The organism is Gracilibacillus sp. YIM 98692, assembly GCF_010993965.1.
In the GTDB taxonomy this organism is placed as follows: domain Bacteria; phylum Bacillota; class Bacilli; order Bacillales; family Amphibacillaceae; genus Gracilibacillus.
In genome coordinates this window covers 115420-142390 of record NZ_WIXM01000006.1, presented here as the reverse complement: position 1 = coordinate 142390, position 26971 = coordinate 115420, and the positions used below count along the sequence as shown (strand labels likewise).

Below are 26971 nucleotides of genomic sequence, written 5' to 3'. Positions count from 1 at the left end.
CCATATCAAAATTTATATCGTGTTACAGGTGAAGTGTATTCGACGTAGATACCACGATAAGAAAGATAGACAAGTGCAACTACGTCTCTAACTTCGCTATAGGCTCGTCAATCGACGAGTTTTCTTTATTTTCAATCTTGAATTTTCTGTCGAATTCGAATCGCTATGTTTGGCACGTCTGTAAACACTGCTTGGCAATTTATCTTAAAGACTCTAGCTAACGATATAGGTTGATTAACAGTATACACGGCTACATATAACGACTCTCTGTTTGTATTTTCTAATAACCTTTTATTCAACAATCGATATCGTAAATGCAGTCCTTTTGCTCCTTGTTGCTTTGCAAAACGAATAAGGTCTTTTCGCTTTTTACTTGTTAAGAAGGCATAAGAAATATCGTATGGCAATTGATGTAGACGATGCAAACATTTGTCATTAAATGTCGAGATCACTATTTTATCTATCATATCGTAAGCTATAATTTTATCACAAACGATTTGTTCTAAGTTTTTGTAGTCAATTAAATTGTTTTTTAATTCAATATTTAATTTCATCTTTTTTTCTTGATTCCATGTAAGTAATTCGTCTAACGTTGGGATGGGTGTACCTTTAAAGGATGGATGGAACCAACTGCCAGCATCAAGCTTTTTAAGTTCATTATATGTATAATCTTGAACAAATCCAACCCCATTTGTCGTACGCCTTACATTTTCGTCATGAATTAATACCGGCACATTATCTTTCGTTAATTGTACGTCCGTTTCTACTCCATCAGCTCCATAATGGTAGGCTAAATCAAAGGCAGGCATTGTGTTTTCAGGTGCTTGTTTACTTGCTCCGCGATGAGCATAAATAGTAGTCATTATCTTATATCACCCCTTAGACACGTTTTTATACGGAAAGCGCTTCTTAGTTGGACGATTATAATGCTATATCATATTCCATTAGTAAGCAATCATATTCTTGTAACCTGTCTTTCATGTTAAACTAATTGCAGGAGGAGTTATAGTGGAAATTAATAAAAAGAAAATATTAATCACTGGAGCATCTGATGGAATTGGTGCAGCAGTCGCTAAAACAATTGCAGCAAATGGCGGTGTACCTATATTAGTTGCGCGAACGGAAGAAAAGTTAAAGGCATTGCAAAGAGAACTCAAGCAATTATACAATGTGAGCGCTTATATCTACGTATCCGATATAAGTAATCATGAGAGTTGGTTTGCTACGATGAAACAGATTGAAGCAGATGTTTTAGAAATTGATGCATTAATCAATAATGCAGGTTACGGGTTATTTGAACGATTTGATCAACTGGAATCAGATGATATAAAAGGGATGGTAGATCTAAATGTATTAGGGGTTATGTACACAACCAAATACTTCTTACCATTGTTAAAGAAAAAATCTGTCTCACATATAATAAATATAGCTTCTCAAGCAGGAAAAATACAAACACCAAAGTCTGCTGTTTATAGCGCTACGAAGTCTGCTGTTATAGCTTTTACCAATTCGTTGCGATTGGAATTAAACATGGAGAACGTTTATGTTACGTCCGTTAATTTGGGTCCAGTCGGTACATCATTTTTTTCAATAGCAGATCCAGAAGGTACTTATATAAAAAATGTTAAAAAGTATATGTTAGATCCTGATAGGGTGGCAGAGAAAATTGTTCAAACCTTATTTACTTCCAAACGAGAAATAAATTTACCGAATTGGATGCAATTAGGCAGTAAGTTATACCAATTGTGTCCACATTTGATGGAAACATTACTGCGTCCATTATTTTATAAGAAGTAATTTTTAGGAGGATAAACGTGAAATTACAAATAACGAAAGAAGCGATTTCAAAATTAAAAGAGTTACAACCTCATTCTCACTCTATATTAGCATTAAAATATGATACAGACGGTTGTGGCTGTGGAGTGAATGGAATGCCTACAATAGAATTTAAAATGGAACAAGATAAAGCGGATAAACTGGTGGAAAATGATGTCTTTACGGTCACTGTTCATTACCATCAATCAGTATTTTTTGCAAATAAAATGCGATTAGACTTTAACGGGCAGACATTTAGATTAAGCAGTAATGAAGGAGTCTTAAACCCTTTTATATCCATTAATCAATTAACAGCATAACAGTGGAGCTCTAGGTAACATTTCCTAGAGCTCTACTTATAAAAGAAGGTTGTAACCATATTTCACCATAGCTATAAACAGCGCAGTAACTTTGGATAGTTTTACTCCACTCGTCCTATGATTAGTGCTTAATCGACGCTGCGGAAAGCAAAGTATGTTGTCGGAGCGTATGAAAGCAGTAAACAATAATGAGAAAGTTATAGGCACTCTTTTAACATTTTCACTATGTCGTATTTTTGTTCAACAGTTTATAAAAACAACAATGAATATGGAAAAAGCCTAATAGTAAAACTTATAGTTAACGATGGTTTTGGTATACATTTTGTTTTGCGATACTTCTTACTTTTTCTAATTGGTCATCGGAAAATGTTTCTTCTAACGCCTTTACATTTGTTTTTAGCTGCTCAATAGAGCTAGCTCCTGTTACACTAGATGCTACCGTTTTTGATTGTAATACGTAATGGAGAGCAAGCCCATTAAGAGTTTGATTTGGCTCTAAAATGTTCTGCAGTTCTTTCACTGTGCTCTTTAATTCTGATTCATTGTAATCCAAGAATCCATCTTGGCCTTTCTGTTCTACCAGTTGACTTGCTTTGTTACTTAACATACCTTTAGCTAGAGAACCTCTAGTCACCACACTAATATTATTTTCTTCTAATAACGGTAAAATTTCCTCTTCTGGTCGCCTGTCCAGGATACTATATTGAGACATCACACTGATGATATTTGATTTTTTTACATATTCTCTAATAACATTAGGACGGATAGAAGATATACCATAATATCGAATCACCCCTTCTTGCACTAAATCTTCAAAAGCTCCAATGGTTTCATCGATTGGATCCTCCATGGTACCGCCATGTAACTGATATAAATCAATATAGTCTGTTTGAAGCCTCTGTAAACTCGCTTTTACTTGATCTTTTATGTATGCTTTTGATGGGTCCCAAAACCAGCTTCCATCATCTTTTAAGTGATTGCCGACTTTGGTTGCTAGAATAACATCGTCCCGCTTAGACTTAATCGCTTTTCCGATAATTTCTTCATTTACCCCTTGATTATATAAATCCGCTGTATCTAAATAATTAATCCCAAGATCAATAGCTTCGTGAATAATTCCTTCAGCATGTTTTTGATTCGTGCCTAAAGACATACAACCTAGTGATAATTCAGAAATATGTAAATCGGATTGACCTAATTGATTTATACGCATTGCATTCCATCCTTTCTGAAGTCATTATATTTTTATTGTACAAATTCATTTTAAGAAATACAATGATAGTAGTTTATTCTAAAAAAAGGCAGGTATAAAAAGATGACAAATTTTACGGAAAAAACCATTCATTCGGAACATATTTTTGAAGGAAGAGTCATCCGATTACAAGTAGATGATGTGACATTACCAGATGGAAATCAATCGAAACGTGAAATTGTAAAACATCCAGGAGCGGTTGCGATTATTCCAAAAACAAAGGATAATAAAATCGTTTTTGTGAAACAATATCGTAAACCACTAGAAAAAACTTTAATAGAAATTCCGGCAGGAAAATTAGAGGATGGAGAATCACCTAAAGTGACTGCTCTAAGAGAACTAGAAGAAGAAACAGGGTATACGACAAAACAATTAACATACATTACATCGTTTTATACATCACCAGGTTTTGCTGATGAAATAATTTATTTGTATGAAACAAGTGATCTGAAGGAACTGGTAGAGGCTCAATCATTAGATGAAGATGAATTTGTAGAATTGGTAGAGTTAACTTTAGAAGAAGCGGAAGAAAAAGTATTAACACAGGAAATTCATGATGCTAAAACAGCTTATGCGATATTATATTTAAGGAATAAAGGTATGAAGGAATAACATGAAATCTTATTTTGTCGACTTGCACATACATATTGGAAGAAATATTTATCATAAGCCTGTAAAAATTACGGCTTCGAAAAATTTAACTTTAACTAATATTATGTTGGAAGCATCTGAAAATAAAGGAATGGATATGGTAGGGGTAATTGATTGTCATGCGCCTGCTGTACAGACTGAGATTAAAAAGGCTATACAAACAGGAAATGCACGAGAGATTGAAGGAGGGGGGATTCGCTTTGACCGAACTACTCTTATATTAGGTAGTGAATTAGAAATATATGATGACCATTGCAAAGGCCCTATTCACGTTCTTTGCTACTTTCGAACACTTTCAGATATGGAAAGGTTCTCTGAGTGGCTACAAAGCTACATGAAGAACATCGAGTTAAGTTCACAAAGGTTTTATGGTTCTGCAGTTTCATTACAGCAAAAAGTAAGAGAGTTAAATGGTCTTTTTATTCCGGCTCATGTTTTTACTCCTTTTAAAAGTTTATATGGAAAAGGGGTAAACAAATCTTTAACAGAAGTTTTGGATTCAACGTTAATTGATGCGATTGAATTAGGATTAAGCTCTGATACAGATATGGCAGACCAAATAAAGGAGTTACACTCTTTTCCATATTTAACTAATTCGGACGCTCACTCTCTTGCTAAAATAGCAAGGGAGTATCAAGTCATGCAGTTCAATAGTCCATGCTTTGATGAATGGAAGCTTGCATTAAAAGAAGAAGGACAGAGAAAAATTGTTGCAAATTATGGGATGAATCCTAGGTTAGGAAAATATTATGCGACAGTTTGTAAAAAGTGCTTTTCTTATCATAATGGGGAAGTATGCAGTGAATGCCAATCTTCTTCTTATATTAAAGGTGTTTCGGACCGAATAAAAGAAATATCCTCAAGCAGTATAAATCAATCAAAACGTCCACCGTATATATATCAAGTACCTTTAGAGTATATTCCTGGATTAGGACATAAAACATACCAAAAACTTCTGGATCACTTTGGAAATGAAATGAACATCATTCATTTCGTGAAGCATCAACATTTAGTTAGTATTGTGGGTCAACCGATTGCAGACAGGATTATTGATTTACGAAATGGACGTCTTTCTATAGAAAAAGGGGGAGGGGGTAAGTATGGGAAAGTAAAAAGTTAGATAACCATAATAGTGTTATGTTAACAAAAATGCAGAATTCACTTCTAAGTTATAGTTCTATTTCTATATTAGAAAACATAGAGTTAAACGAGAAACTAAACAAGGAAGTGACTCTATGCCAAAACAACAAAACATATTTATCTCACATTTGGTACAATATCACACGTTATACATCTTCACTATTATACTTTTCTTAACTGGTATTATTTTTGGTGCTATAATTGTAAATAGTATGTCGTTTGTTCAAAAACAAGATCTATTTTTTTATCTAGAAAGATTTTTCCAGAGTTATCTTCATGAAGAAGAAATATCAAAAGGAGCATTATTTAAAAGTTCACTTTTATACCACATACAATTTTTAGCACTTCTATTTTTCTTAGGTCTGGCAGTGATCAGTCTACCTATAATATGGGTTTTACTCTTTGTAAAGGGTGTAGCGATTGGCTTTACTGTAGGTTTCTTTGTTAATCAATTAGGATGGAAAGGGTTGTTTTTTGCTTTTTCAGCTATTGCCCCGCAAAATCTTATTATTATCCCTATATATATCATAGCCTGTACCTTTGCCATGATATTTTCCTTAACATTGCTTCAAAGCATTCTATCAAAAAGGTATAAGGTTCCGATCATTCAAATTTTTTACCGTTATATTGGGGTATTCGTTTTATTAATAGCTGTTGTAAGTATTGCAGCAATGCTAGAGTCTGTTATATCGTTAGAATCTATGAAGATGATTTCTCAGTCCCTTATTAAATAATAAAAATTATTATTTGATAAATAATATTATTTCGTAATTAATAATTATTTTAATTGACACCTCCTTACCGTATATTTATAATTGAGTCTGTGAGGGAGGTCGGAGTTATGGAACATAGATTAGACCGTATTAAAAAAGAGTTGCATGCGCAAAGCTATAAGTTAACTCCACAACGTGAAGCAACAGTAAGAGTATTACTAGAGCGTGAAGAAGATCACTTAAGTGCTGAAGATGTATATTTATTAGTTAAGGATAAAGCACCTGAGATAGGTTTAGCTACTGTCTATCGAACACTGGAGCTGTTAACAGAATTAAAAGTAGTAGATAAAATAAACTTTGGTGATGGAGTTTCTAGATACGACCTGCGAAAAGAAGGTGCGAAACATTTCCATCATCATTTGGTATGTACAGAATGCGGGTCAGTAGAAGAAATTATGGATGACTTATTAGAAGATGTAGAACACATCGTTCAAAGCCAATGGGGGTTTCTTGTCAAAGATCACAGGCTAACATTTCATGGTATATGCAGACAATGTCAAAGTAAAGATAAAACAGAAGAATAGAACGAATAAGGTATATTTTTAGTTGTATTTGGCATAAATTCTAATAGAATATAAATTTTCTATTAGGAGAATGAGAAATGACAACCTTTTATCGAGTTTGTATAGAAATGATGAAAGTTTTCTTTATTTTTGTTATTTGTACTTTGCTATTTTATTATGTAATTAATGCATTGCATCAAGAATATGAAAAAATGGACCGTTACGAGACACCACAAGGGAATGCTGTTAAAGTGTTTAAACAAGAAAATAATGGCGCATGGGAACGATTAAGTATATTTTTTCGATTGGGTGAGTAGTTATGGAGGAGTTATTAGATCCTGTAGAAGAATTTTTCCGTTATTTAAAAATAGAACGAGGATTGTCTGAAAATACATTACAAGCGTATAAACGGGATTTAATCAAGTATTATGAATATTTAAAAGAGTTTCGAAAAATAAAAAACTGGCATCGTGTTACGAGGCAAGATGTAATGCAGTTTCTGTATTTTTTAAATGATAGCGGAAAGTCTTCTGCTACTATTGCACGTACTTTATCCACACTAAGGTTATTCCATTCTTTTTTAATTAGAGAATTTGATATGAAAGAAGATCCAAGTTTACATATAGAAACACCCAAATCTAAACGTCATTTACCAAAGGTTTTATCGACTAATGACGTCGAGAAATTATTACATATACAATATGATGATAAGTTTTCATTGAGAAATAAGGCTATGCTGGAAGTGTTATATGCCACAGGTTTGAGAGTGACGGAATTAATAGATTTAACTTTAAATGATCTTCATCTTACAATGGGCTTTATTAGATGTTTTGGCAAAGGGTCTAAGGAACGGATTGTACCAATGGGAGACATCGCAAAAGAAGCTATTGAGCTGTATTTACATGATAGTAGACCAAAATTGGTTAAGCGTAAACAAACAGAGCAAGTGTTTGTTAATCATCATGGCAAACCACTATCTAGACAGGGCTTCTGGAAAATAATCAAACAAGTTGCGAAAGAGGCAGGAATTGAAAAAGAAATATCGCCTCACACATTACGTCATTCCTTCGCAACCCATTTATTAGAAAATGGTGCTGATTTGCGGGCTGTCCAAGAAATGTTAGGACATGCTGATATTTCTACTACACAAATTTATACCCAAGTGTCTAAATCAAGGTTAAAAGATATCTATAAATCACATCACCCAAGAGCATAGTAAGCAGATAGGTGGTGGATAGTTTTGTCACGATGTTATGTCGTGGCAATTTGTTTTCGTGGCAAAGTATGAGAATGAATTTATAGAAAAAGATAAGGATAAGTAATGAAATCGAAGCATAACTATATTCGTTTTAGGGTATCGGTTGTTAGGAGGGATGAATCATGAGTCATTTTGATCGCGTTTTTTTAATAGTTCTTGATTCTGTAGGGATAGGTGAAGCACCTGACGCAGAACAATTTGATGATAAAGGAGCAGATACTTTAGGGCATATTGCAGAGTTTAAAAATGGATTGAATATGCCTAATATGTCAAAACTCGGATTAAGTAATATACGAGAAATCCAAGGTATTAAAAAAGCGGACACTCCTATGGCTCATTTCGCAAAGATGCAAGAGAAATCGAACGGAAAAGATACTATGACAGGTCATTGGGAAATTATGGGTCTATATATCGACACACCTTTTCGAACTTTTGAAGCTTTCCCTGATGAATTAATACAAGAAATAGAAAAACGTAGCGGACGAAAGGTGATTGGAAATTATCCAGCATCTGGAACGGAAATCATCAAAAAGCTAGGACCCGAACATATGGAAACAGGTAGCTTAATTGTTTATACATCTGCAGATTCCGTTTTACAAATCGCTGCACATGAGGATATTGTCCCAATAGAGGAACTTTATCAAATTTGCGAAATGGCTAGGGAATTAACATTAGACGAGAAGTATATGATTGGAAGAGTAATTGCTAGGCCTTTCATTGGCAAACCTGGAAGTTTTGAAAGAACCGCTAATCGCCATGATTATGCACTTAAACCATTTGGCCGAACGGTGATGAATTCCTTGAAAGATAAGGATCATGACGTAGTAGCAATTGGAAAAATCTCTGATATTTATGATGGAGAAGGGGTAACAGAAACCATCCGTACAAAAGATAATGATGATGGAATGGAGAAGTTCATTAAATCCATGGATAAACCTTTCCATGGTTTGAATTTTTTAAATTTAGTTGATTTTGATGCAAAATATGGTCATAGAAGAGATCCAGCTGGATACGCAGATGCGTTAGAAAGTTTTGACAAAAGGCTCCCTGAAATGCTTAATAAATTATCTGATACGGATTTATTTATTATTACAGCAGATCATGGAAATGATCCTACTCATCATGGAACAGACCATACACGTGAGTATGTCCCTTTGTTGGTCTATCACAAAAGTATATCATTAGGAAAAGAATTACCATTACGGAGAACATTTGCTGACATTGGTGCTACTATTGCAGAGAATTTTGGAGTGGAAGAACCACAATATGGAAAAAGTTTTTTACATGAGATTAAAGAATAGAGGGAGAATTATATGAATAAGACATATCTGCAAGAGGCGACACAATTTATAAATCAAAGAGTCCATTCAACTGCAACAATAGGTCTGATTTTAGGCTCAGGCCTTGGTGTACTAGCAGATGAATTAGAAGAGGCAGAAGTGATAGATTATCATGAAATCCCACACTTCCCTAGATCTACAGTGGAAGGACATAAAGGACGGTTAGTTTTTGGGAAATTAGAAGGGAAATCTGTCATTGCGATGCAGGGAAGGTTTCATTATTATGAAGGGTATCCATTAGAACAGGTGACATTTCCTGTTCGTGTGATGCAAATGTTAGGCATAAAACAGTTAGTGGTTACAAATGCAGCAGGAGGAGTCAATGAAAATTTTTCTGCAGGTGACCTGATGTTAATTACAGATCATATTAATAACATGGGAGATCACCCATTAATTGGTGAGAATGATCCAGAACTAGGTGAACGCTTTCCTGATATGTCTCAGGCTTATGCTCCTTATTTAATTCAACATGCAGAAAATTGTGCCAATCAATTAAATATAGGGTTACAAAAGGGAGTTTATGTTGCTAATACTGGACCTTCTTATGAAACGCCGGCAGAAATTAGAATGCTCCGTATTTTAGGTGGGGACGCAGTAGGAATGTCTACGGTTCCAGAAGTTATTGTTGCCAATCATGCCAAGATGGATGTTTTAGGACTTTCCTGTATTTCTAATATGGCTGCAGGTATTTTAGATCAACCATTAAGTCATCAAGAAGTAATAGATACAACAAATAGAGTAAGAGATGATTTTATTACACTAGTGAAGCTTCTGATCAAGTCTTTTCCAAATGAAGCATAATAAATCAAAAAGGGTGAATGCCATTGAGAATGGTTGATATTATTGCAAAGAAAAGAAATGGAGATGCTTTAACAGAAAAGGAAATTCGTTTTTTTATTCAGCATTATATGAATGACGACATACCGGATTATCAAGTCTCTGCTTTACTAATGGCTATTTATTATCAGGGGATGAATCAACAAGAAACCGCTGTTTTAACGCAAAGCATGGTGGATTCTGGTGATCTTATTGACTTATCTGCGATTAATGGTCACAAAGTTGATAAGCATTCTACAGGTGGGGTCGGGGATAAAATCACCTTAATCGTTGGTCCATTAGTTGCTGCAGCAGGAGTTCCTGTTGCCAAAATGTCCGGAAGAGGACTAGGCCATACTGGAGGAACTATTGATAAACTTGAATCTATTCCTGGCTTTAAGGTAGAGATTTCTAACCAAGAATTTGTGGATAATGTAAACCGCCATAAACTAGCCGTAGTGGGGCAAACGGGTAATTTAGCTCCGGCTGATAAAAAACTATATGCCTTAAGAGACGTAACAGCAACGGTTGAATCGATCCCGTTGATTGCAAGTTCTATTATGAGCAAAAAAATTGCTTCTGGCGCTGATAGCATTGTATTGGACGTTAAAACTGGTTCAGGAGCATTTATGAAAACATATGAAGAATCCAAACAATTAGCTAAAGAGATGGTGAAGATTGGTAATCAATTGGATAAGGCTACCATTGCAGTCATTAGTGATATGAATCAGCCTCTAGGATATGAAGTAGGTAATGCGAATGAAATAAAAGAAGCCATTGAGGTTTTACAAGGAAAGAATGTAAGTGACTTGCGTGAACTAGCAATCGAACTATCCGCTCAAATGACGTTGTTAGCAGGAGTTTATCAGACATATGAACATGCAGCTTCTGAATTAGAAAAGCTTATGGACAACGGTAATGCATACCATGCTTTAAAGGAGTTTGTGAAAGCACAAGGCGGGGATACTTCTGTGATTGATGATCCTCATCAATTATCTTCCTCACAATATCATATTGATGTTAAAGCAGAAAACACCGGGTTTATTCACGGCATGGAAGCAGACACGATAGGTATAGCAGCTATGCATTTAGGAGCTGGACGCGCAACGAAAGAAGATACAATCGATCATGGGGTAGGAGTATCTCTTCATAAAAAAATAGGTGATCAAGTTAAAGCTGGCGATACTCTAGTCACCCTCCACAGCAATCAGGAGAAAGTAGATGAAGTAGCAGAGTTAGTAAAATCAGCCTTTACTATTAAACCAAAACAATCAGAAAGAAGAAAAATGATTTACAACGTCATCAAATAAATAAAGCGAAAAGTGATAACGAAGGTTCGTTATCACTTTTTTTAGGCCTTTTTCTTAAAATCAACTTTATGCACAATAGTTATAAACTACGAACATAACTTTTTAATAATTTTCCCTACTCGTCTCATGGTGAGTGCTTAATCGACGCTGCGGGGTCTTCAGACTGTTCCTTTCCCACAGGAGTCTCGCATTTTTTCGCAGCTTGGATTAGTGTTCGTTTTAAGTGAGAAAAAAACATATTCTTACTACTCACCAGCGGAAGAAAAATACGTAGACTCCTTGGGGACAGCGCGAGCTGAAGGTCCCGCAGGCAGTTTGCTGCCGAGGAAGCTGAAGCCGTGCCCCCGGAAAGCGAAGTATATTTCTGGAGCGGTATTCAGAGCTTTTTTAAGGCTTATGTCGCAGTTTTATTCAAGCGTGTCATTAGGCAATTAACAATATGAAAATACATTAGCTTGCATCTTTATTTCTTGAAAATGTGAGAAGTTTTTTATCAGCTTAGTTATATAATTAGTTTAAATTGGAAAAAATATAATTGTGAATATTTGGAGGTGATGGAGAGTGAAAGGAATAAAACAAATAACATTATTAACTCTAACTGCCTTGTTGATAATGACGTTTACAGGCAATCAAATCATTTATGCGGATCATCATGAGGAACATACTCAAGAAGTTAACGCTCAAGGTGTAGACTTGGCAACACATTCGAAGTCTGCCATTTTAATGGAACGGGATACAGGTACTGTTTTATATGAAAAAAGCGCTGGGAAGCAATTACCCCCTGCAAGCATGACGAAAATTATGACAATGTTACTCATTATGGAAGCATTAGAGAAAGGCCAATTAACATTAGACGAGAAGGTGCGCATTAGTGAAAATGCTGCTTCTATGGGCGGATCCCAGATTTTCCTTGAAGAAGGAGAAGAAATGACTGTGGAGGATTTATTAAAAGGAGTAGCGGTGGCTTCCGGTAATGACGCTAGCGTAGCATTAGCCGAAAGGATTGCAGGCAGCGAAGAAAGTTTTGTTCAAATGATGAATGAGAGAGTAGAACAACTAGGGTTAGAAGATACACACTTTCAAAATGCTACAGGCCTACCTGCAGATAATCATATATCTACTGCTCATGATATGGCTGTAATGGCAAAAGAATTGTTGAAATACGAATCTATTACAGACTATACCAGTATATATGAGGACTATTTACGTAAAGGTGAAGAAAACGAGTTTTGGTTAGTAAATACAAATAAGCTTGTTAAGTTCTATGATGGAGTAGATGGTTTAAAAACCGGATATACTAGCGAAGCGAAATACTGTCTTACTGCAACTGCAGAGATAAATGGAATGCGTACGATTGCGGTGGTAATGGGAGCAGATACGACGAAAAACCGTAATAGTGATGTTAGTCAGTTATTAGATTACGCCTATGCAAAGTATGAAACAAAGCCACTATTTGAAAAACATCAAACTGTTACAACACTTGATTGGTTAAAAGCTGATAAGAAGGAAATTAATGTAGTGACCAATGACTCAATATCATTAGTGTATGAAAAAGGAACAAATATTAATGATATTGAGACAACTATTCGTATACGAAAAAATATTGAACTTCCATTAGAAGCAGGTACCTCAGTAGGTATGCTTGAAGTAAAAGAAGGAGATACTATTGTTAATGAAACAGATTTAGTGTTATTGGATGAAGTAGATAAAGCTAATGTATTCCAATTAATTCAACGAACATTCCAAACTTTCTTTAAAAAGTAGTCTGTTGAATTATAGGGAATCATCATAAGTTGCATCGAATGAGTACTAGTTTTGTCGGGTGGCAGGATTTAGCTGCATAAATAGAGAAAATATATTTAAGAATTCGCAGGGAGGGATTATATTGCAACTAAGCATGCAATTTTCAACAATTGAAGAAGTGCTAATTGTTCGTTTAGAAGGGGAATTAGATCACCATTCAGCATCTCGGCTGAAAATGGAGTGGCAAGAGTATCTGAAAAATGAAAGGATTAAGCATGTTATTTTAAATCTTGAAAACTTACATTTCATGGATAGTTCAGGACTTGGTGTCGTTTTAGGACGTTACAAGGAAGTGAAACAATTAGGAGGGGAAATGATTGTTTGTTCTGTTTCTCCTTCCGTTAAGCGATTATTTGATATGTCAGGTATATTTAAGATTGTTCGATTAGAGTCAGATGAATCCTTCGCATTGTTATCTTTGGGGGTGGCGTCATGAACAATTCCATGCAATTAGAATTCAAAAGTGTAAGTGCTAACGAAGCTTTTGCTCGAGTATCTGTAGCAGCATTTGTTTCACAAGTAGATCCAACGATGGACGAATTAACCGAAATCAAAACCGTTGTATCAGAAGCGGTAACAAATGCGATTATTCATGCTTATGATGAAGACCCTACACAGTCTGTTTATATTACGTGTGAATTAAATGATCATACATTTTCATTAACTATTGAAGATAGAGGTATAGGTATTGATAATATTGATTTAGCGAAAGAACCATTATTTACTTCTAAACCTGAACTAGAGAGATCGGGAATGGGTTTTACCATAATGGAAAATTTCATGGATAAAGTAAAAATCACATCAAATCCTGGTCAAGGAACGAAAGTCATGATGATGAAAGATTTTCAAAAAAGCAAAAGTTACATTAATTAGGTGATGCAAATGAAAACACAAATTTCAAATGCATCTACTTTAGACGATAAGGAAGTAAAGCGATATATAGCTTTGAGTCAACAAGGAGACGAAGAAGCGAGGTCTATACTAGTAGAAAAAAATGTCCGTTTAGTATGGTCTGTCGTTCAACGCTTTATAAATAGAGGGTATGATCAGGATGATTTATTTCAAATAGGTTCTATAGGGCTTTTAAAGTCCATTGATAAATTTGATTTAGAATATGATGTGAAATTTTCCACTTATGCCGTCCCTATGATTATAGGAGAGATTCAAAGGTTTATTCGAGATGATGGAACCGTTAAAGTTAGTCGTTCCTTGAAAGAAGTAGGTAATAAAATACGTCGTATGACAGATGAATTGACGAAAGAGTTTGGGCGTGCCCCTACTGTACAAGAGATTGCAGAAGCACTAAAGATTACTCCTGAAGATGTTATCCATGCTCAGGAAGCGACTAAAAAACCTCAATCTATTCATGAAACAGTGTTTGAAAATGACGGAGATCCTATTACTTTGCTAGATCAAATTGCTGATTCCAATGATAATTGGTTTGACAAAATCACAGTGGAGCAGGTTATTAATGACTTAGGCCAACGAGAAAGACTAATTGTCTATCTCCGTTACTATAAAGATCAAACACAGTCAGAAGTAGCGAATAGATTAGGAATTTCCCAAGTGCAAGTATCTAGAATTGAAAAAAAGATATTGGACAAAATAAAAGAAGAAATGCAGAGTTAAAGATTATCGAGTTATCGATAATCTTTTTTTCTTTCTCTTCTTTTGTATGTTTTATTTTAATCGTTCCATACTAAGAAAAAGAAGAAATGATGGCGAAAGGACGATGGTCTATGGAAGAGAAAGTATATATACAACTAAAGAAAAAAATAACCGTCGAACATAACCATCTGATTAAGCTTGATCATATTGCTTTTGTAACGGGTAATGTTCCCTACTTAGAACAAGTAAAAAATATAAAAATATACCAAATAACAGAACAAGATAAAAATGTTTCCGTTATTGATGGGTTCCATCTGTTGGATACTTTAATGGTTTCATATCCTAAGCTTGCTTTTGATTTAATAGGTCCTAATCAAGTCATTATTGAAGTGAAAAAGCAAGAAAGAAAAGCAAATATTTTCATCATTTTGTTCATTTGGCTTTTATTATGTGTGGGATCTGCAATGGCTATCATGAATTTTCACTATGACGTTAGTATGCAGGAAGTACATCAAAGTCTTTCCTTGTATTTAACTGGCAGGGAAACAGAAAAGCCATTATGGATTCAAATCCCATATTCAATCGGATTAGGTGTCGGTATGATTCTGTTTTTTAATCATATTTTCAAGAAACGCTTTAATGAAGAACCAAGCCCACTGGAAGTAGAAATGTTTAATTATCAACAAGACTTAGATCAATATCTTATTCATCATGAAAATGTGTTGTTGAAAAACAAAAATGATTAAAGGGCATATATTTCACACTTTCGCTGAGATTTTTATTGGGTTTGGTTCAGGATTAATTGTTGGATCTGGGTTTGTAGCGTTTTTAGCAGTATTAGGTATTATTCCTAGATTAGTGCAATTAAGTAAAAGTGTACAATCTTTAAAATATTATCAGGCAAGTGTCATTTTTGGAGCGGTACTTGGTACATATCTTTCGTTTACAAGTGGAACGATAGAAGTACCAATGATTATCTTAGCTTTTTGGGGATTATTACAAGGCATTTTTGTTGGTATGCTGGCAGCAGCACTCACGGAAGTATTAAATGTATTTCCAATTTTAATGAAACGATTAGGAATTGATAAAGAATTATTGTGGTTGTTAATGGCTATTGTGATCGGGAAAATTTTAGGATCATTATTTCAGTGGATTATTTTTGTAGATAAATTTAATAGTTAAAAAATATAGTAATGAGGGATACATCATGGCAAAGAACAAAAATATGACGAATATTTATGCATCTTTAAAGCAAACTCAGTCATACATGGAGTCGAAATTAGGTATAGGAGTTTCTTTTGATGTAGGTTTTAGGGAAATAAAGATATTAAAAAAAGATGTACAGCTATACTACGTGACAGGACTAGTTGATACTGATTATGTGATTGAAATTATAAAAAAATTAATATCGATTAATGATGATGAATTAGATGGAACGGATCTGTATAGTGTTGTTGATAATCGTATTGTCCATCAACAAGTAGAAAAATCCAAGACATATGATGAAGCGATTGATCAAATGCTTTCTGGTCTATTGGTTATCTTTATTGATGGAGAAGAAGAATGTTTTATTGTAGATGTAAGAAGCTATCCGGGGAGATCACCTCAGGAGCCGGATACAGAAAAGGTTATCAGAGGGTCTCGTGATGGCTATACAGAGAATATTATTGAGAACACAGCTTTAACTAGACGTAGAGTGAGAGATGAGCGATTGCGTCATGAAATCCTGCAAGTTGGAGAAAGATCAAAAACAGATATTTGCATTTCCTATATACAAGATGTAGCCGATGAAGGCTTAATAAATTTAGTTAAAGATGAACTCAATCAAATTGATGTGGATGGGATATCCATGGCAGATAAAACGATTGAAGAATATTTAGTTCATCAAGGCTTTAATCCATACCCGCAAGTACGTTATACGGAAAGGCCTGATGTAGCTTCCACTCATTTATTTGAGGGACATGTTCTAATCATGGTGGATACTTCCCCTAGTATGATCATCCTGCCTACCACCTATTTTCATCATGTCCAGCACGCTGAAGAGTATCGGGAATCACCTAGTGTCGGTACATTTGTTCGCTGGGTACGCTTTTTTGGAATATTTGCAGCTTTGTTTTTACTACCGTTCTGGCTGTTATTAGTAATTGAACCAGCTTTATTACCGGAACAACTGCATTTTATCGGGCCTAATGAAACAGGAAATGTCCCCATTCTAGTCCAAATATTGTTAGCAGATATTGGTATTGAATTTTTGAGGATGGCAGCTATTCACACCCCAACTCCTTTGTCTACGGCGATGGGCCTCATTGCTGCCGTATTAATTGGTGAAATTGCCATACAAGTCGGTTTATTTAGTGCAGAAGTGATTTTATATGTGGCGATTAGTGCGGTCGGCTCTTTTGCTACACCTAGCTACGAGTTAAGTGTTGCTAATAAAATGGTAAGGCTTCTTTTAGTTATCGTTACTTTCCTTTTTCAAGTACAAGGGTTTGTAATTGGTGTTACTGTTTTTTTACTTTTTCTGATATCGACAAGATCATTAAATACACCTTATTTATGGCCATTAATACCATTTAACGATAAAGCTTTAGCTCAAATTTTATTTCGATTATCTTATCCATTATCACAGACAAGACCAAGTATTGTTCATCCCAAAAACAATAAAAAACAATCTTCATAATATAAAACTTGAACTGTTAAAGGACGTGTGATAAATTATTTCTATACTTTGAATAAAAAAGACGAAAATGGGAACGCGAGAGATCCCTTTATCTGCTCATTCTCTACATTGTTAGGAAATGAGGATAAGGGGTTTTTCTTTGCACATTTCAACATATTATTCGAAATATCTATGTGGAGGTTTACTAGATGTTACACCCGTTTGATGTGAATGAAAAGGGGCATTTATCCATTGGTGGTATAGATGCTATAGATTTAGCAAATAAATATGGCACTCCTTTATTTGTTTATGATGTAGAAAGAATTAGACAACATGCTCGCGCTTTTGTTGAAACATTTAAAAAGCATGATGTCAATGCACAAGTTGCTTATGCCAGCAAGGCGTTTTCTTCCATTGCGATGGTACAAGTAGCAAAACAAGAAAACTTAAGCCTGGATGTTGTTTCCCAAGGAGAGCTTTATACTGCGTTAAAAGCTGATTTTCCAGTTGACAAAATTCATTTGCACGGTAATAATAAAAGTCTTGAAGAGCTTGAAATGGCAGTCAAACATCAAATAGGCTGTATTGTTATTGATAATTTTTATGAAATCGAATTGTTGCAGTCTATACTCGAGGAATATAATACAACGATGGATGTTTTAATTCGAGTAACACCTGGGATTGAAGCACATACTCATGATTATATTTTGACTGGTCATGATGATTCAAAATTTGGTTTTAATTTAACAAATGGTCAAGCAGAAAAGGCATTGCTTAACCTTATATCCATAGATTCTATCCACGTTAAAGGGTTGCATTGTCATATTGGCTCACAAATTTTTGAAACAGATGGTTTTATGATGGCTGTTCAGCGACTGTTTGAAACATTAAGTACATGGAGAGATCAATATCAATTTGTTGCAAGTGTTTTAAACTTAGGTGGCGGTTTCGGAATTCGTTATACTGATGAAGATGAACCATTGCCATTAGAAAAATATGTGGAAGCACTGATAGATGAAATTACGATTCAAACTGAGAAGTATGGAATGGATTTTCCTGAGATATGGATTGAACCAGGCCGCTCCATTGTCGGAGATGCTGGTTTAACCTTATATTCAGTAGGTTCCGTAAAAGAAATACCGGATGTTAGAAAGTATGTTTCAGTAGATGGAGGCATGACAGATAACTTGCGACCTGCCTTATACCAGGCAAAATATGATGCAGTACTGGCTAACAAAATGAATAGTAGTTTGGACGAAACAGTTTCTGTTGCTGGAAAATGTTGTGAATCCGGTGATATGTTAATTTGGGATATTGCTTTACCCAAAATAAATTCAAATGATATTTTAGCCGTTTTCAGTACAGGGGCCTATGGATATTCTATGTCAAATCATTATAATCGATTTCCAAAGGCAGCTGTTGTTTTTGTTGAAAATGGAATAGATAAACTAGTAATCGAGAGAGAAACTTATCAAGATGTCATACAAAATGATCGATCATATGAATAGGGAGGATAAAAGTAATGAAGCACGCAATTATTGAGTTTGAAAATGGAGAAAAAATCAAAATTGAAATGTATGAAGAAGCAGCACCTAATACAGTAGCGAATTTTGAAAAATTGGCGAATGATCAATTTTATGATGGTGTTACTTTTCACCGTGTAATACCAGGATTTGTTGCACAGGGTGGAGACCCAACTGGAACAGGTGCTGGTGGGCCAGGTTATACCATAAAATGTGAAACAGAAGGTAACCCGCATAAGCATGTGGCTGGTTCTTTATCTATGGCTCATGCAGGTAAAGACACGGGAGGAAGTCAATTTTTTATCGTTCATGAACCGCAGCCACATTTAGATGGTGTGCATACTGTGTTTGGACAAGTAGTGGAAGGTATGGATACAGTGTTAAGCATTAAAAAAGGGGATGTCATGGAATCTGTACGTGTATTTGATAATTAAAGGATAATACATTGACATGTGTGGTGGAATATACTATTGTAAAACTAAGGTTGAAATAGGTTAATAGTGGAATTGCTATAAGGGATAGATTTTTATGAAACAATCAACGAAAAATTGGCTATTGTTTATCATATTACTTGTTTTAGGAACTGTATGGGGTTGTTACTATTGGTTTGGTATTGTTTTTTCGTCTTGAAATGTATTATTCTCTAGTAACGACTTCTCCGATATAACATAACATATCATTAAAATACAATATGTTATGAATAATGAGGGGTTCAATATGTTAATTAGATTTAAGAAAAGGTTTGAAAAAATTGCAATGGGCTTATTATCATTTATGCCTGATGAAAAAGAAGTTAAAAAGCTACAGTATACCATAAAAGAGTATGAAGAAAATGATCAGTGGCAATTATTTTTATGGAAAGTAGAAGAAGATGTTCTCGGTGCAATAGGTGTTGAGATTGAAAACAATACGGTAACAGTACAGCATATTACAGTTAATCCGTCTCACCGTAATATGGGCATCGGTAAAAATATGGTAAATGCAGTAAAGGATTATTATGGTCCTTCATTTGAAGTGAAGCCAAATAAAAGCACAGAAATGTTTTTCGCGAAATGTCAATAATGTTGAACGTTTCTTGATAATATGTATGAAAAGAACCTTTGCTAAGACTATAGCAAAGGTTCTTTTCAATCAAAATGCTGTTTTTATTTAAGGTTAACTTAGAACCATGCAGCTCCAACAATGATTAACAAAATGAACAGTACAACAATTAAAGCAAAGCCGCCACCATAAGAGTAGCCCATGTTAATACCTCCTATAATGAATTTTGAATCAATTGTATTTAATTGATCTTTCGCAATTAATGTATGCAGAGATATCATGAATGGTATAGGCAGATATAATGGTTAAAAAGGATTTGTTTGTGAGAGATACTATTATAGTTAGTGGAGGTTCCATAATGTCAAAACATTATCAAGTAAAGTTAGATGCCTTTGAAGGACCTTTGGATTTACTCCTGCATCTAATTAATAAATACGAGATTGATATATATGATATTCCTGTTTCAGAAATCACCTCACAATACTTCTCCTATATTCAAACGATGCAGGAGTTAGAGTTGAATATCGCCAGTGAATATTTAGTTATGGCGGCTACCTTATTGGAAATAAAAAGTAAGCTGTTGTTGCCAAACCCTACTATAGAAGTAGAAGAAGAGTATGAGGAAGATCCGAGAGAAGATTTAATGAAACGGTTAATTGAATACCGAAAATATAAAGAAGCTGCCACTCAGTTGAAAGAAAGAGAAATGGAGCAAAGCCAAGTACACACAAGGCCCCCATTATCGTTTAGAGAAATAGATACATACCAACTCCCTGAAGGCGGTGCAGATGTATACGATATGTTAAGCGCGATAGGTAAAGTGTTTGAGAGAAAAAAATGGAATCAACCGTTAGAAACAACTGTACAAAGAACGGAAATTCCGATTGAGAAACGCATGGATGAAGTGATGAAAACTATATCACAAAGCCATCAAGGTATCTCGTTTTATCAATTATTCCCTGAGCCTTCCCGGTCTTACATTGTAGCTACATTTATTGCCATTCTAGAATTAATGAAACAAAGAAGAGTTCTATGTAGACAAGAGAAGCAATTTGATGACCTTATGGTATATAAAGCAGAAGCAGCAACGGAAGATCAGACAACGCATGAAAATTGATGGAGGTAAAGGTATTGGACATACAAGAAGTAAAAGCTGTTTTAGAAGGTTTAATTTTTGCATCTGGTGATGAAGGGATTAGAAAGAGAGAGATAAGAAAGGTTCTTGATTTAGAAACAGATATGGCGGAACATCTAATTAATGAATTAAAATTTGATTATGAGAATACGGGTAGAGGTATGATGATAGTGGAGACACAGGAAACTTTGTATTTCACTACAAAGCCTGAGCATAGTGAATATTTCGCAAAATTACGTGAAACCAAAACAAGTTCGAAATTATCTCAAGCGGCTTTAGAAACGTTAGCTATCATTGCCTATTTACAGCCTATTACTCGAACCGAAATTGAACAGATTAGAGGCGTGAAAAGTGAACGACCTGTGCAAACATTGATTGCCAGAGCATTAGTGGAAGAGGTGGGGCGAAAAGAAGGAATTGGAAGGCCGATTTTATTTGGTACAACCCTTGATTTCTTAACATACTTTGGCTTGAAGTCTATTGATGATTTACCCCCTTTGCCTGATCACATTCAAGATAGTGAGATGGAACAAGAAGCTGATTTATTTTTTGACAAATTGAATGAGTAAAGAAAAACTTGACCTACATCATTAAGGTCAAGTTTTTCTTTATCTAAAAGCATATGCTTGTCTTTAACGCATAGAATGGTACAAACTGGGTGGAAAGTGAGATGAGGTGGAATAGTGTGCGTTATAAATTTGCTATATTGGTGATTTGTATTGGGATCTTATCCCATCCTTTTACTTTACAGGCAAATATAAATGTGTCAGCAGAAAATGCCATTTTGATGGATCAGTCATCAGGAAGAATATTATTTGAAAAAAATGCCGATCAAAAAAAATTGATAGCAAGCATTACAAAAATTATGACTGCTATAGTAGCGATTGAGTCTGGAGATCTTTCAGAGAAGGTGAAAATAAGTGAAAAAGCAACGAGGGTAGAAGGATCGTCCATTTATTTAAAGCAAGAAGATTCTTTTACACTTGAAGAATTAGTATATGGTTTAATGCTGCGATCTGGGAATGATGCTGCTACAGCTATTAGTGAACAAGTAGGTGGTAGTCAAGAAGGATTTGTTTACTTAATGAACGAGAAAGCTAAATGGTTAGGCATGACAAATACCAATTTTGAGAATCCCCATGGATTAGACGGTGATACACATCATTCTACTGCAAAGGATATGGCTATTCTCATGCAATATGCTATGACTAATGAGACCTTTCAAAAGGTTTCGGGAACGGAAGTATATAAAGCAAATGACAGAGATTATGCTTGGCGTAATAAAAATAAGCTGTTAACGGCATATTACGAGTATTGTACGGGAGGTAAAACCGGTTATACGAAAGCGGCTGGCAGAACATTAGTATCGACTGCGGAAAAAAATGGTCATACATTAATAGCTGTCACATTAAACGCACCAGATGATTGGCAAGATCATATACAGTTATTTGAGTGGGGGTTTGAAAACTTTGATAAAGAACAAATTCAAGATAAAGGGGAATTCCAATACTCCATAAAAGCGGCAGATGAAGAGATTACTGGTCAAATTATACGACCAATCTTTTATCCCTTAACTGAAGAAGAAAAACAAGCGATTCAAGCAAAGACATACCTCTATAAAAATGTAGAAAATCATGACCATCATATTGGGAAAAAATTTTTTTATCTAAATGGAGAAAAGATAGCAGAAACGAATATACATGCTAAGATTAACAACTCTTATACAGAAGCAGGTAATGGTTTTTGGACAAGTGTGACAAGGTTATTCCAACAAGTTTTAGGTGATCCAAGTGATTAATGTAATTTGGGCATTAATGGCCATAATAGGGATTGTTTATGCCATGATAAATGGAACCATGGAAGAGGTAAATAAAGCCCTATTTGAAGGTGCAGATGAAGCAGTTACGCTTGTTATTAGTCTTACGAGTGTTCTTGTATTTTGGTTAGGGATGATGAGAATTGCAGAAAAAGCTGGAATTTTAAGAGGACTCTCAACCCTTTTTAAACCAGTTGTCAAAAAAGTCTTTCCAGAGATACCAGACAATCATCCTGCTATGGGTTACATTTTAGCCAATTTTAGTGCTAACTTATTTGGTCTTGGAAATGCTGCTACTCCAATGGGTATTAAAGCAATGGAAGAAATGAAAAAATTAAGTGGCTCTGAAAAGGCGAGTAACTCCATGATTACTTTTTTAGTTATCAATACCTCAAGTATTACCATTGTGCCGACAACTGTTATTGCTATACGAATGGAATATGGTTCCCAGGCGCCTACAGAGATCGTAAGCAGCACTTTAGTTGCAACTCTCGTTACTACCATATCGGCTATTCTCGTAGATCGTTTACTTCGTCGAAGAAGGGAGAAGATGAGACATTGATTCAATGGATGACAATGATTAGCATTTGGCTTGTCCCATGTATCATTTGTTTTGTCCTTATGGTAGCGGTTGTCAAGAGAGTGCCTGCATACGAAGTATTCGTCGAAGGTGGTAAAGAAGGATTGAAGATGGCGGTTTCTCTATTGCCGTTTTTATTAGGGATGATGGTGGCCATTTCAATCCTTAGAAGTTCTGGGGCTTTAGATGCTTTTATAGAATTAATCAAACCGATTCTATCCTCGCTTGGTTTCCCGGCAGAATTAGCACCGTTAGCACTCATTCGACCTATATCTGGTACAGCTGCATTGAGTGTGACATCAGAAATGATTCAACTTTACGGACCTGATTCTTTTCTTGGCAGATTGGCTTCAACCATGCAAGGAAGTACAGATACAACCTTATATATATTAACCGTGTATTTTGGAGCTGTTGGTATTAAGAAAATGGGAGATGCATTAAAAGTTGGACTGATTGCAGATTTAATTGGTATAATAGTATCCGTAATAGTTGTGTCTTGGATGTTTTTGTAGTAGCGTTAACTTGAGTGGTTAACGCTACTGCTTTTATTTGGACAGTAATCCAAGCGATTCGAAATATAACTAAAAGAAAGAGTGAGTAAGCAACCATGAGTGAACGATTACAAAAAGTTATTGCAAATAGCGGTATTACATCAAGAAGAAAGGCCGAAAATCTGATCGAAGATGGTAAAGTACGTGTGAATGGAAAAGTAGTAAAAGAGTTAGGGACAAAAGTGACAAGTCAAGATGAAATTGAAGTAAATGGTGTACCAGTGGAAAAAGAAGAACCAGTTTATTTCTTACTATATAAGCCACGTGGGGTTATATCCAGTGTTTCAGATGATAAAAACCGAAAAACCGTAACAGATTTCTTTGAAGAATTAGACAAACGTATTTATCCTGTAGGTAGGCTGGATTATGATACATCTGGATTGATTATTTTGACGAATGATGGGGAGTTTACAAACCTATTGCTTCACCCTCGATATCAAATTGAAAAAGAATATGTTGTGAAAACAAAAAAAATTCCATCAAATGAGGAATTGAAAAATCTTAAAAAAGGTATTACATCAGATGGGGAAAAATTAAAAGCGAAACATGTTAAAGTATTATCTACAGATAAGAAAAAAAATACAGCGATTGTGAAAGTTATTTTACATCAAGGAAAAAACCGTCAAATTCGACGTATGTTTGAAGCTATTGGGTGTGAGGTGGACAAGCTTAAAAGAGAAAGGTTTGGATTCTTAACCTTAGCTGGTTTACAACCTGGTGAATCCCGCGCTTTAACACCTCATGAGGTTAAACAACTGAAGGTTTTAGCACAAAAAAATTGTTAAACAACTGTCACAACTGTAACAGCTGTTAAATGATATAATGATTCGTGGGAGTGTCGCAATATGAACAAGGTTGAACTAGGCAAGCAAAAAAAACAAATTAAAAAACGCAGGCGTTTGATATTTCGAACAATAATCATTATGCTGCTATTTGCAGCGCTTATATTTGCAGTTGTGTCCAACCTCTCAGCGGATGAAGCAGCGGTTGATGTCGGGGATGAGGCCCCTGATTTTCAATTAAAACACCTAAATGGAAGTGGAGAGCAAACCGTACGCTTGTCTGACTTCGAAGGAAAAGGTGTTATGCTGAATTTTTGGGCAACTTACTGTGAGCCATGTGAAAGAGAAATGCCTTATATGGAGTCACTTTATTCCCAATATCAGGATAGAGGTGTAGAAATTGTAGCAGTTAGTGTTGATGCTACTGAATTAGTCGTTCATAATTTTGTGGAAGATTATAATCTAACTTTTCCTGTTTTACATGATAAAAATAGTCAGGTGCTCGATGCTTATGGTATTAAACCATTACCAACTTCCTTTTTTATAGATGAAAATGGGGTTGTGGTAGAAAGAGTATTAGGGGAGTTAACTTTAGAAAAATTGGAAGGATATTTACAGCAAATAGAACCTAGTTAATTAATGAGGGGTAACAATGAGATCATTTAAATGTGATGCGTGTGGATATGAAAATAAAGAAGGGACAACCATTTGTAAAAAGTGTGGGAAGCCTCATGATCAAGCAGAGAATAGTCAATTGTTAAATATGAGATATGATGGGACATCCATTCGCTCTAAAACAAGGAATCGTTCCATTATTGATAAAATATGGAACTTCTTTTCCTCTGTTAAGGTCGGTGTAACATTGATTGCGATAGCATTAGTTGCATCAGCGATTGGTACTATCTATCCGCAAGAGATGTATATACCACAAACCGTATCACCAGAAGCTCATTATCGCGAGCAGTATGGGTTGATGGGGCAAATTTACTATCAGTTCGGTTTTCATCAGTTATATGGTTCCTGGTGGTATATGGTGTTAATAGCACTTATAGGGATGTCTATATTCATCGTTAGTATTGACAGAGGAGTTCCACTATATAAAGCATTAAAATATCAAAATCCAAAAAGGCATCCTAACTTTTTAAAACGGCAAAAATTGTTTGCAAGTTATGCAGATTATACAAAGGAAGACAAAAAACAACTTTTAAGTAATTTACGTAAATATAGATATAAGATAATAGAAAAAGATGGGCATTTTCTTGCAGAAAAAGGAAGGTTTTCGCGTTGGGGACCATATGTGAACCATTGTGGTTTAATTATCTTTCTAATCGGAACTTTATTACGTTTTGTACCTTTTATGTATATTGATGATTTTGTTTGGGTTCGTGAAGGGGAAACAAAGGTCATACCAAGTACAGAGCAAACCTACTACATAGAAAACGAAGAATTTATTTTTGAAACATATGGTGATGACGAAGAAGACCAAAAATTCGCTGAAATTCTAGCACAACAAAATGCTCCAATTGCTAAACACTTTGAAACTAGTGCCACTATTTATCGTGATATATCAGATGATATAACTGGTTCAGAACCTGAATTAGAAGAAGTGAAGAGTGGTAATATTATTGTGAATCAACCGCTTAAAATAAATCGGTTAGCATTATATCAAGATAGTTATCAATTAAATGAATTTCAAAGTATGTCTTTTAAATTACATGAATCAGGCGATGATGCTGAAGAATCAATTGTACAATTCACAGTGGATTTAACCAACCCTTCTAGAGAATATACATTTGATAATGGTTTTCGTATTAAACTAGATCAGTATTATCCAGATTATGAACTGGATGACGGTGAGCCAAGGTCCAAAACAAATTATCCTAGAAATCCAGGATTTGTATTTTTTGTCTATCCGCCAGAAACTGAACAACCAGAGATTAGTTTTTTAGCCATTGGACATAATATTGATCCTACACAAGAAAATGATTATAAGTTAGGGTTAACAGGCTTTGATGTAAGAGATGTAAGTGGGTTAAAAATCCGGAAAGACTTAACGTTACCTATCCTCGGAGTAGGTGCATTTATTTTCATGATTGGTCTTATCCAAGGGATGTATTGGCAGCACAGGCGGATTTGGCTGCATCCAACTGATAATAAATTATGGATGGCTGGTCATACAAATAAAAATTGGTTTGGTCTAAATAAAGAAATCGAAAAAATAATCAAGCATACCAACTTTACAATGCCTCAAGATCAAGAAGAAAAACAACATGAGTAATTCTCAGTTGGAGGCGA

The 26971-nt window shown here is 35.0% G+C and carries 32 protein-coding genes; 29 read left to right on the top strand and 3 right to left on the bottom strand.

What is annotated here, in order from left to right:
- Positions 1-131: 131 nt before the first annotated feature.
- On the bottom strand, positions 132-863 hold the full coding sequence (locus tag GHD00_RS08465; protein WP_346427633.1) for a glycerophosphodiester phosphodiesterase: 732 nt from the start codon (positions 861-863) through the stop codon (positions 132-134).
- A gap of 142 nt (positions 864-1005) precedes the next feature.
- Between GHD00_RS08465 and GHD00_RS08460 the strand changes: the two genes are divergently transcribed.
- Entirely contained in the window at positions 1006-1797 is a 792-nt protein-coding gene (locus tag GHD00_RS08460) for an SDR family NAD(P)-dependent oxidoreductase (protein WP_163537783.1), read from the top strand.
- Positions 1798-1814: 17 nt separating this feature from the next.
- Complete coding sequence (locus GHD00_RS08455) at positions 1815-2135, top strand: iron-sulfur cluster biosynthesis family protein (RefSeq protein ID WP_163537712.1); 321 nt, start codon at positions 1815-1817, stop codon at positions 2133-2135.
- 298 nt (positions 2136-2433) lie between these two features.
- Here the strand turns inward: GHD00_RS08455 and GHD00_RS08450 are convergent, their stop codons facing one another.
- Positions 2434-3348, bottom strand: a complete 915-nt coding sequence (locus GHD00_RS08450; RefSeq protein ID WP_163537711.1) for an aldo/keto reductase — start codon at positions 3346-3348, stop codon at positions 2434-2436.
- A gap of 102 nt (positions 3349-3450) precedes the next feature.
- Here GHD00_RS08450 and GHD00_RS08445 point away from each other — a divergent pair, with 102 nt between their 5' ends.
- The 19 genes from GHD00_RS08445 to GHD00_RS08355 all read left to right on the top strand — a co-directional run bounded on the left by GHD00_RS08445 (position 3451) and on the right by GHD00_RS08355 (position 19833).
- Positions 3451-3999, top strand: coding sequence for an NUDIX hydrolase (locus GHD00_RS08445; RefSeq protein WP_163537710.1), 549 nt, complete (start codon positions 3451-3453; stop codon positions 3997-3999).
- A 1-nt stretch (position 4000) separates the two neighbouring features.
- The gene (locus GHD00_RS08440; protein ID WP_163537709.1) at positions 4001-5158 is read left to right on the top strand and encodes an endonuclease Q family protein; all 1158 of its coding nucleotides are present in this window, start codon (positions 4001-4003) and stop codon (positions 5156-5158) included.
- Between the two features lie 115 nt (positions 5159-5273).
- Positions 5274-5912, top strand: coding sequence for a stage II sporulation protein M (gene spoIIM / locus GHD00_RS08435; RefSeq protein WP_163537708.1), 639 nt, complete (start codon positions 5274-5276; stop codon positions 5910-5912).
- Positions 5913-6019: 107 nt separating this feature from the next.
- The gene (gene fur / locus GHD00_RS08430; RefSeq protein WP_163537707.1) at positions 6020-6475 is read left to right on the top strand and encodes a ferric iron uptake transcriptional regulator; all 456 of its coding nucleotides are present in this window, start codon (positions 6020-6022) and stop codon (positions 6473-6475) included.
- Between the two features lie 77 nt (positions 6476-6552).
- A complete protein-coding gene (locus GHD00_RS08425; protein WP_163537706.1) occupies positions 6553-6771 on the top strand; it encodes a DUF4227 family protein in 219 nt (72 codons plus the stop codon).
- Positions 6772-6773: 2 nt separating this feature from the next.
- Positions 6774-7670 carry a site-specific tyrosine recombinase XerD gene (gene xerD, locus GHD00_RS08420; protein ID WP_163537705.1) on the top strand — a complete coding sequence of 299 codons (897 nt, stop codon included), beginning with the start codon at positions 6774-6776 and terminating at the stop codon, positions 7668-7670.
- A gap of 164 nt (positions 7671-7834) precedes the next feature.
- Complete coding sequence (gene deoB / locus GHD00_RS08415; RefSeq protein ID WP_163537704.1) at positions 7835-9013, top strand: phosphopentomutase; 1179 nt, start codon at positions 7835-7837, stop codon at positions 9011-9013.
- 12 nt (positions 9014-9025) lie between these two features.
- On the top strand, positions 9026-9853 hold the full coding sequence (locus tag GHD00_RS08410) for a purine-nucleoside phosphorylase (RefSeq protein WP_163537703.1): 828 nt from the start codon (positions 9026-9028) through the stop codon (positions 9851-9853).
- A 23-nt stretch (positions 9854-9876) separates the two neighbouring features.
- A complete protein-coding gene (locus GHD00_RS08405; protein WP_163537702.1) occupies positions 9877-11178 on the top strand; it encodes a pyrimidine-nucleoside phosphorylase in 1302 nt (433 codons plus the stop codon).
- A 570-nt stretch (positions 11179-11748) separates the two neighbouring features.
- Positions 11749-12942, top strand: coding sequence for a D-alanyl-D-alanine carboxypeptidase family protein (locus GHD00_RS08400; protein WP_240468651.1), 1194 nt, complete (start codon positions 11749-11751; stop codon positions 12940-12942).
- A 121-nt stretch (positions 12943-13063) separates the two neighbouring features.
- The gene (gene spoIIAA / locus GHD00_RS08395; protein WP_481810381.1) at positions 13064-13417 is read left to right on the top strand and encodes an anti-sigma F factor antagonist; all 354 of its coding nucleotides are present in this window, start codon (positions 13064-13066) and stop codon (positions 13415-13417) included.
- Positions 13414-13854: an anti-sigma F factor gene (gene spoIIAB / locus GHD00_RS08390; RefSeq protein WP_163537701.1), complete on the top strand. Its 441-nt coding sequence runs from the start codon at positions 13414-13416 to the stop codon at positions 13852-13854. Before spoIIAA ends, spoIIAB begins: the two co-directional genes overlap by 4 nt.
- A gap of 9 nt (positions 13855-13863) precedes the next feature.
- Positions 13864-14610: an RNA polymerase sporulation sigma factor SigF gene (sigF, locus tag GHD00_RS08385; RefSeq protein ID WP_163537700.1), complete on the top strand. Its 747-nt coding sequence runs from the start codon at positions 13864-13866 to the stop codon at positions 14608-14610.
- A gap of 110 nt (positions 14611-14720) precedes the next feature.
- Positions 14721-15335: a stage V sporulation protein AA gene (locus tag GHD00_RS08380; RefSeq protein WP_163537699.1), complete on the top strand. Its 615-nt coding sequence runs from the start codon at positions 14721-14723 to the stop codon at positions 15333-15335.
- On the top strand, positions 15328-15771 hold the full coding sequence (locus GHD00_RS08375; RefSeq protein ID WP_163537698.1) for a stage V sporulation protein AB: 444 nt from the start codon (positions 15328-15330) through the stop codon (positions 15769-15771). The genes GHD00_RS08380 and GHD00_RS08375 overlap by 8 nt, the downstream gene beginning before the upstream one ends.
- Positions 15772-15796: 25 nt before the next feature.
- Positions 15797-17269 carry a spore germination protein gene (locus tag GHD00_RS08370; RefSeq protein ID WP_163537697.1) on the top strand — a complete coding sequence of 491 codons (1473 nt, stop codon included), beginning with the start codon at positions 15797-15799 and terminating at the stop codon, positions 17267-17269.
- Between the two features lie 188 nt (positions 17270-17457).
- Entirely contained in the window at positions 17458-18756 is a 1299-nt protein-coding gene (lysA, locus tag GHD00_RS08365) for a diaminopimelate decarboxylase (RefSeq protein ID WP_163537696.1), read from the top strand.
- Positions 18757-18770: 14 nt separating this feature from the next.
- Positions 18771-19205, top strand: coding sequence for a peptidylprolyl isomerase (locus GHD00_RS08360; protein ID WP_163537695.1), 435 nt, complete (start codon positions 18771-18773; stop codon positions 19203-19205).
- A 283-nt stretch (positions 19206-19488) separates the two neighbouring features.
- Positions 19489-19833 (top strand): GNAT family N-acetyltransferase, encoded by a 345-nt coding sequence (locus tag GHD00_RS08355; RefSeq protein WP_163537694.1) that lies wholly within the window; start codon positions 19489-19491, stop codon positions 19831-19833.
- Positions 19834-19931: 98 nt separating this feature from the next.
- Here the strand turns inward: GHD00_RS08355 and GHD00_RS08350 are convergent, their stop codons facing one another.
- A complete protein-coding gene (locus tag GHD00_RS08350; protein WP_018931611.1) occupies positions 19932-20015 on the bottom strand; it encodes a YjcZ family sporulation protein in 84 nt (27 codons plus the stop codon).
- 155 nt (positions 20016-20170) lie between these two features.
- On the opposite strand from GHD00_RS08350, the gene GHD00_RS08345 reads away from it, so the two are divergent.
- The 8 genes from GHD00_RS08345 (at position 20171) to resB (ending at position 26954) form a co-directional block, all read left to right on the top strand.
- Entirely contained in the window at positions 20171-20929 is a 759-nt protein-coding gene (locus GHD00_RS08345; protein ID WP_163537693.1) for a segregation/condensation protein A, read from the top strand.
- Positions 20930-20943: 14 nt separating this feature from the next.
- On the top strand, positions 20944-21516 hold the full coding sequence (gene scpB / locus GHD00_RS08340; RefSeq protein ID WP_163537692.1) for an SMC-Scp complex subunit ScpB: 573 nt from the start codon (positions 20944-20946) through the stop codon (positions 21514-21516).
- A 101-nt stretch (positions 21517-21617) separates the two neighbouring features.
- A complete protein-coding gene (locus tag GHD00_RS08335) occupies positions 21618-22745 on the top strand; it encodes a D-alanyl-D-alanine carboxypeptidase family protein (RefSeq protein ID WP_163537691.1) in 1128 nt (375 codons plus the stop codon).
- Positions 22738-23325 carry a nucleoside recognition domain-containing protein gene (locus GHD00_RS08330; protein ID WP_163537690.1) on the top strand — a complete coding sequence of 196 codons (588 nt, stop codon included), beginning with the start codon at positions 22738-22740 and terminating at the stop codon, positions 23323-23325. The genes GHD00_RS08335 and GHD00_RS08330 overlap by 8 nt, the downstream gene beginning before the upstream one ends.
- A gap of 14 nt (positions 23326-23339) precedes the next feature.
- Positions 23340-23855 (top strand): spore maturation protein, encoded by a 516-nt coding sequence (locus tag GHD00_RS08325; RefSeq protein WP_163537780.1) that lies wholly within the window; start codon positions 23340-23342, stop codon positions 23853-23855.
- A 95-nt stretch (positions 23856-23950) separates the two neighbouring features.
- A complete protein-coding gene (locus tag GHD00_RS08320) occupies positions 23951-24679 on the top strand; it encodes a pseudouridine synthase (protein WP_163537689.1) in 729 nt (242 codons plus the stop codon).
- A 60-nt stretch (positions 24680-24739) separates the two neighbouring features.
- Entirely contained in the window at positions 24740-25312 is a 573-nt protein-coding gene (gene resA, locus GHD00_RS08315) for a thiol-disulfide oxidoreductase ResA (RefSeq protein ID WP_163537688.1), read from the top strand.
- 16 nt (positions 25313-25328) lie between these two features.
- On the top strand, positions 25329-26954 hold the full coding sequence (gene resB, locus GHD00_RS08310; protein ID WP_163537687.1) for a cytochrome c biogenesis protein ResB: 1626 nt from the start codon (positions 25329-25331) through the stop codon (positions 26952-26954).
- Positions 26955-26971 lie beyond the last annotated feature (17 nt).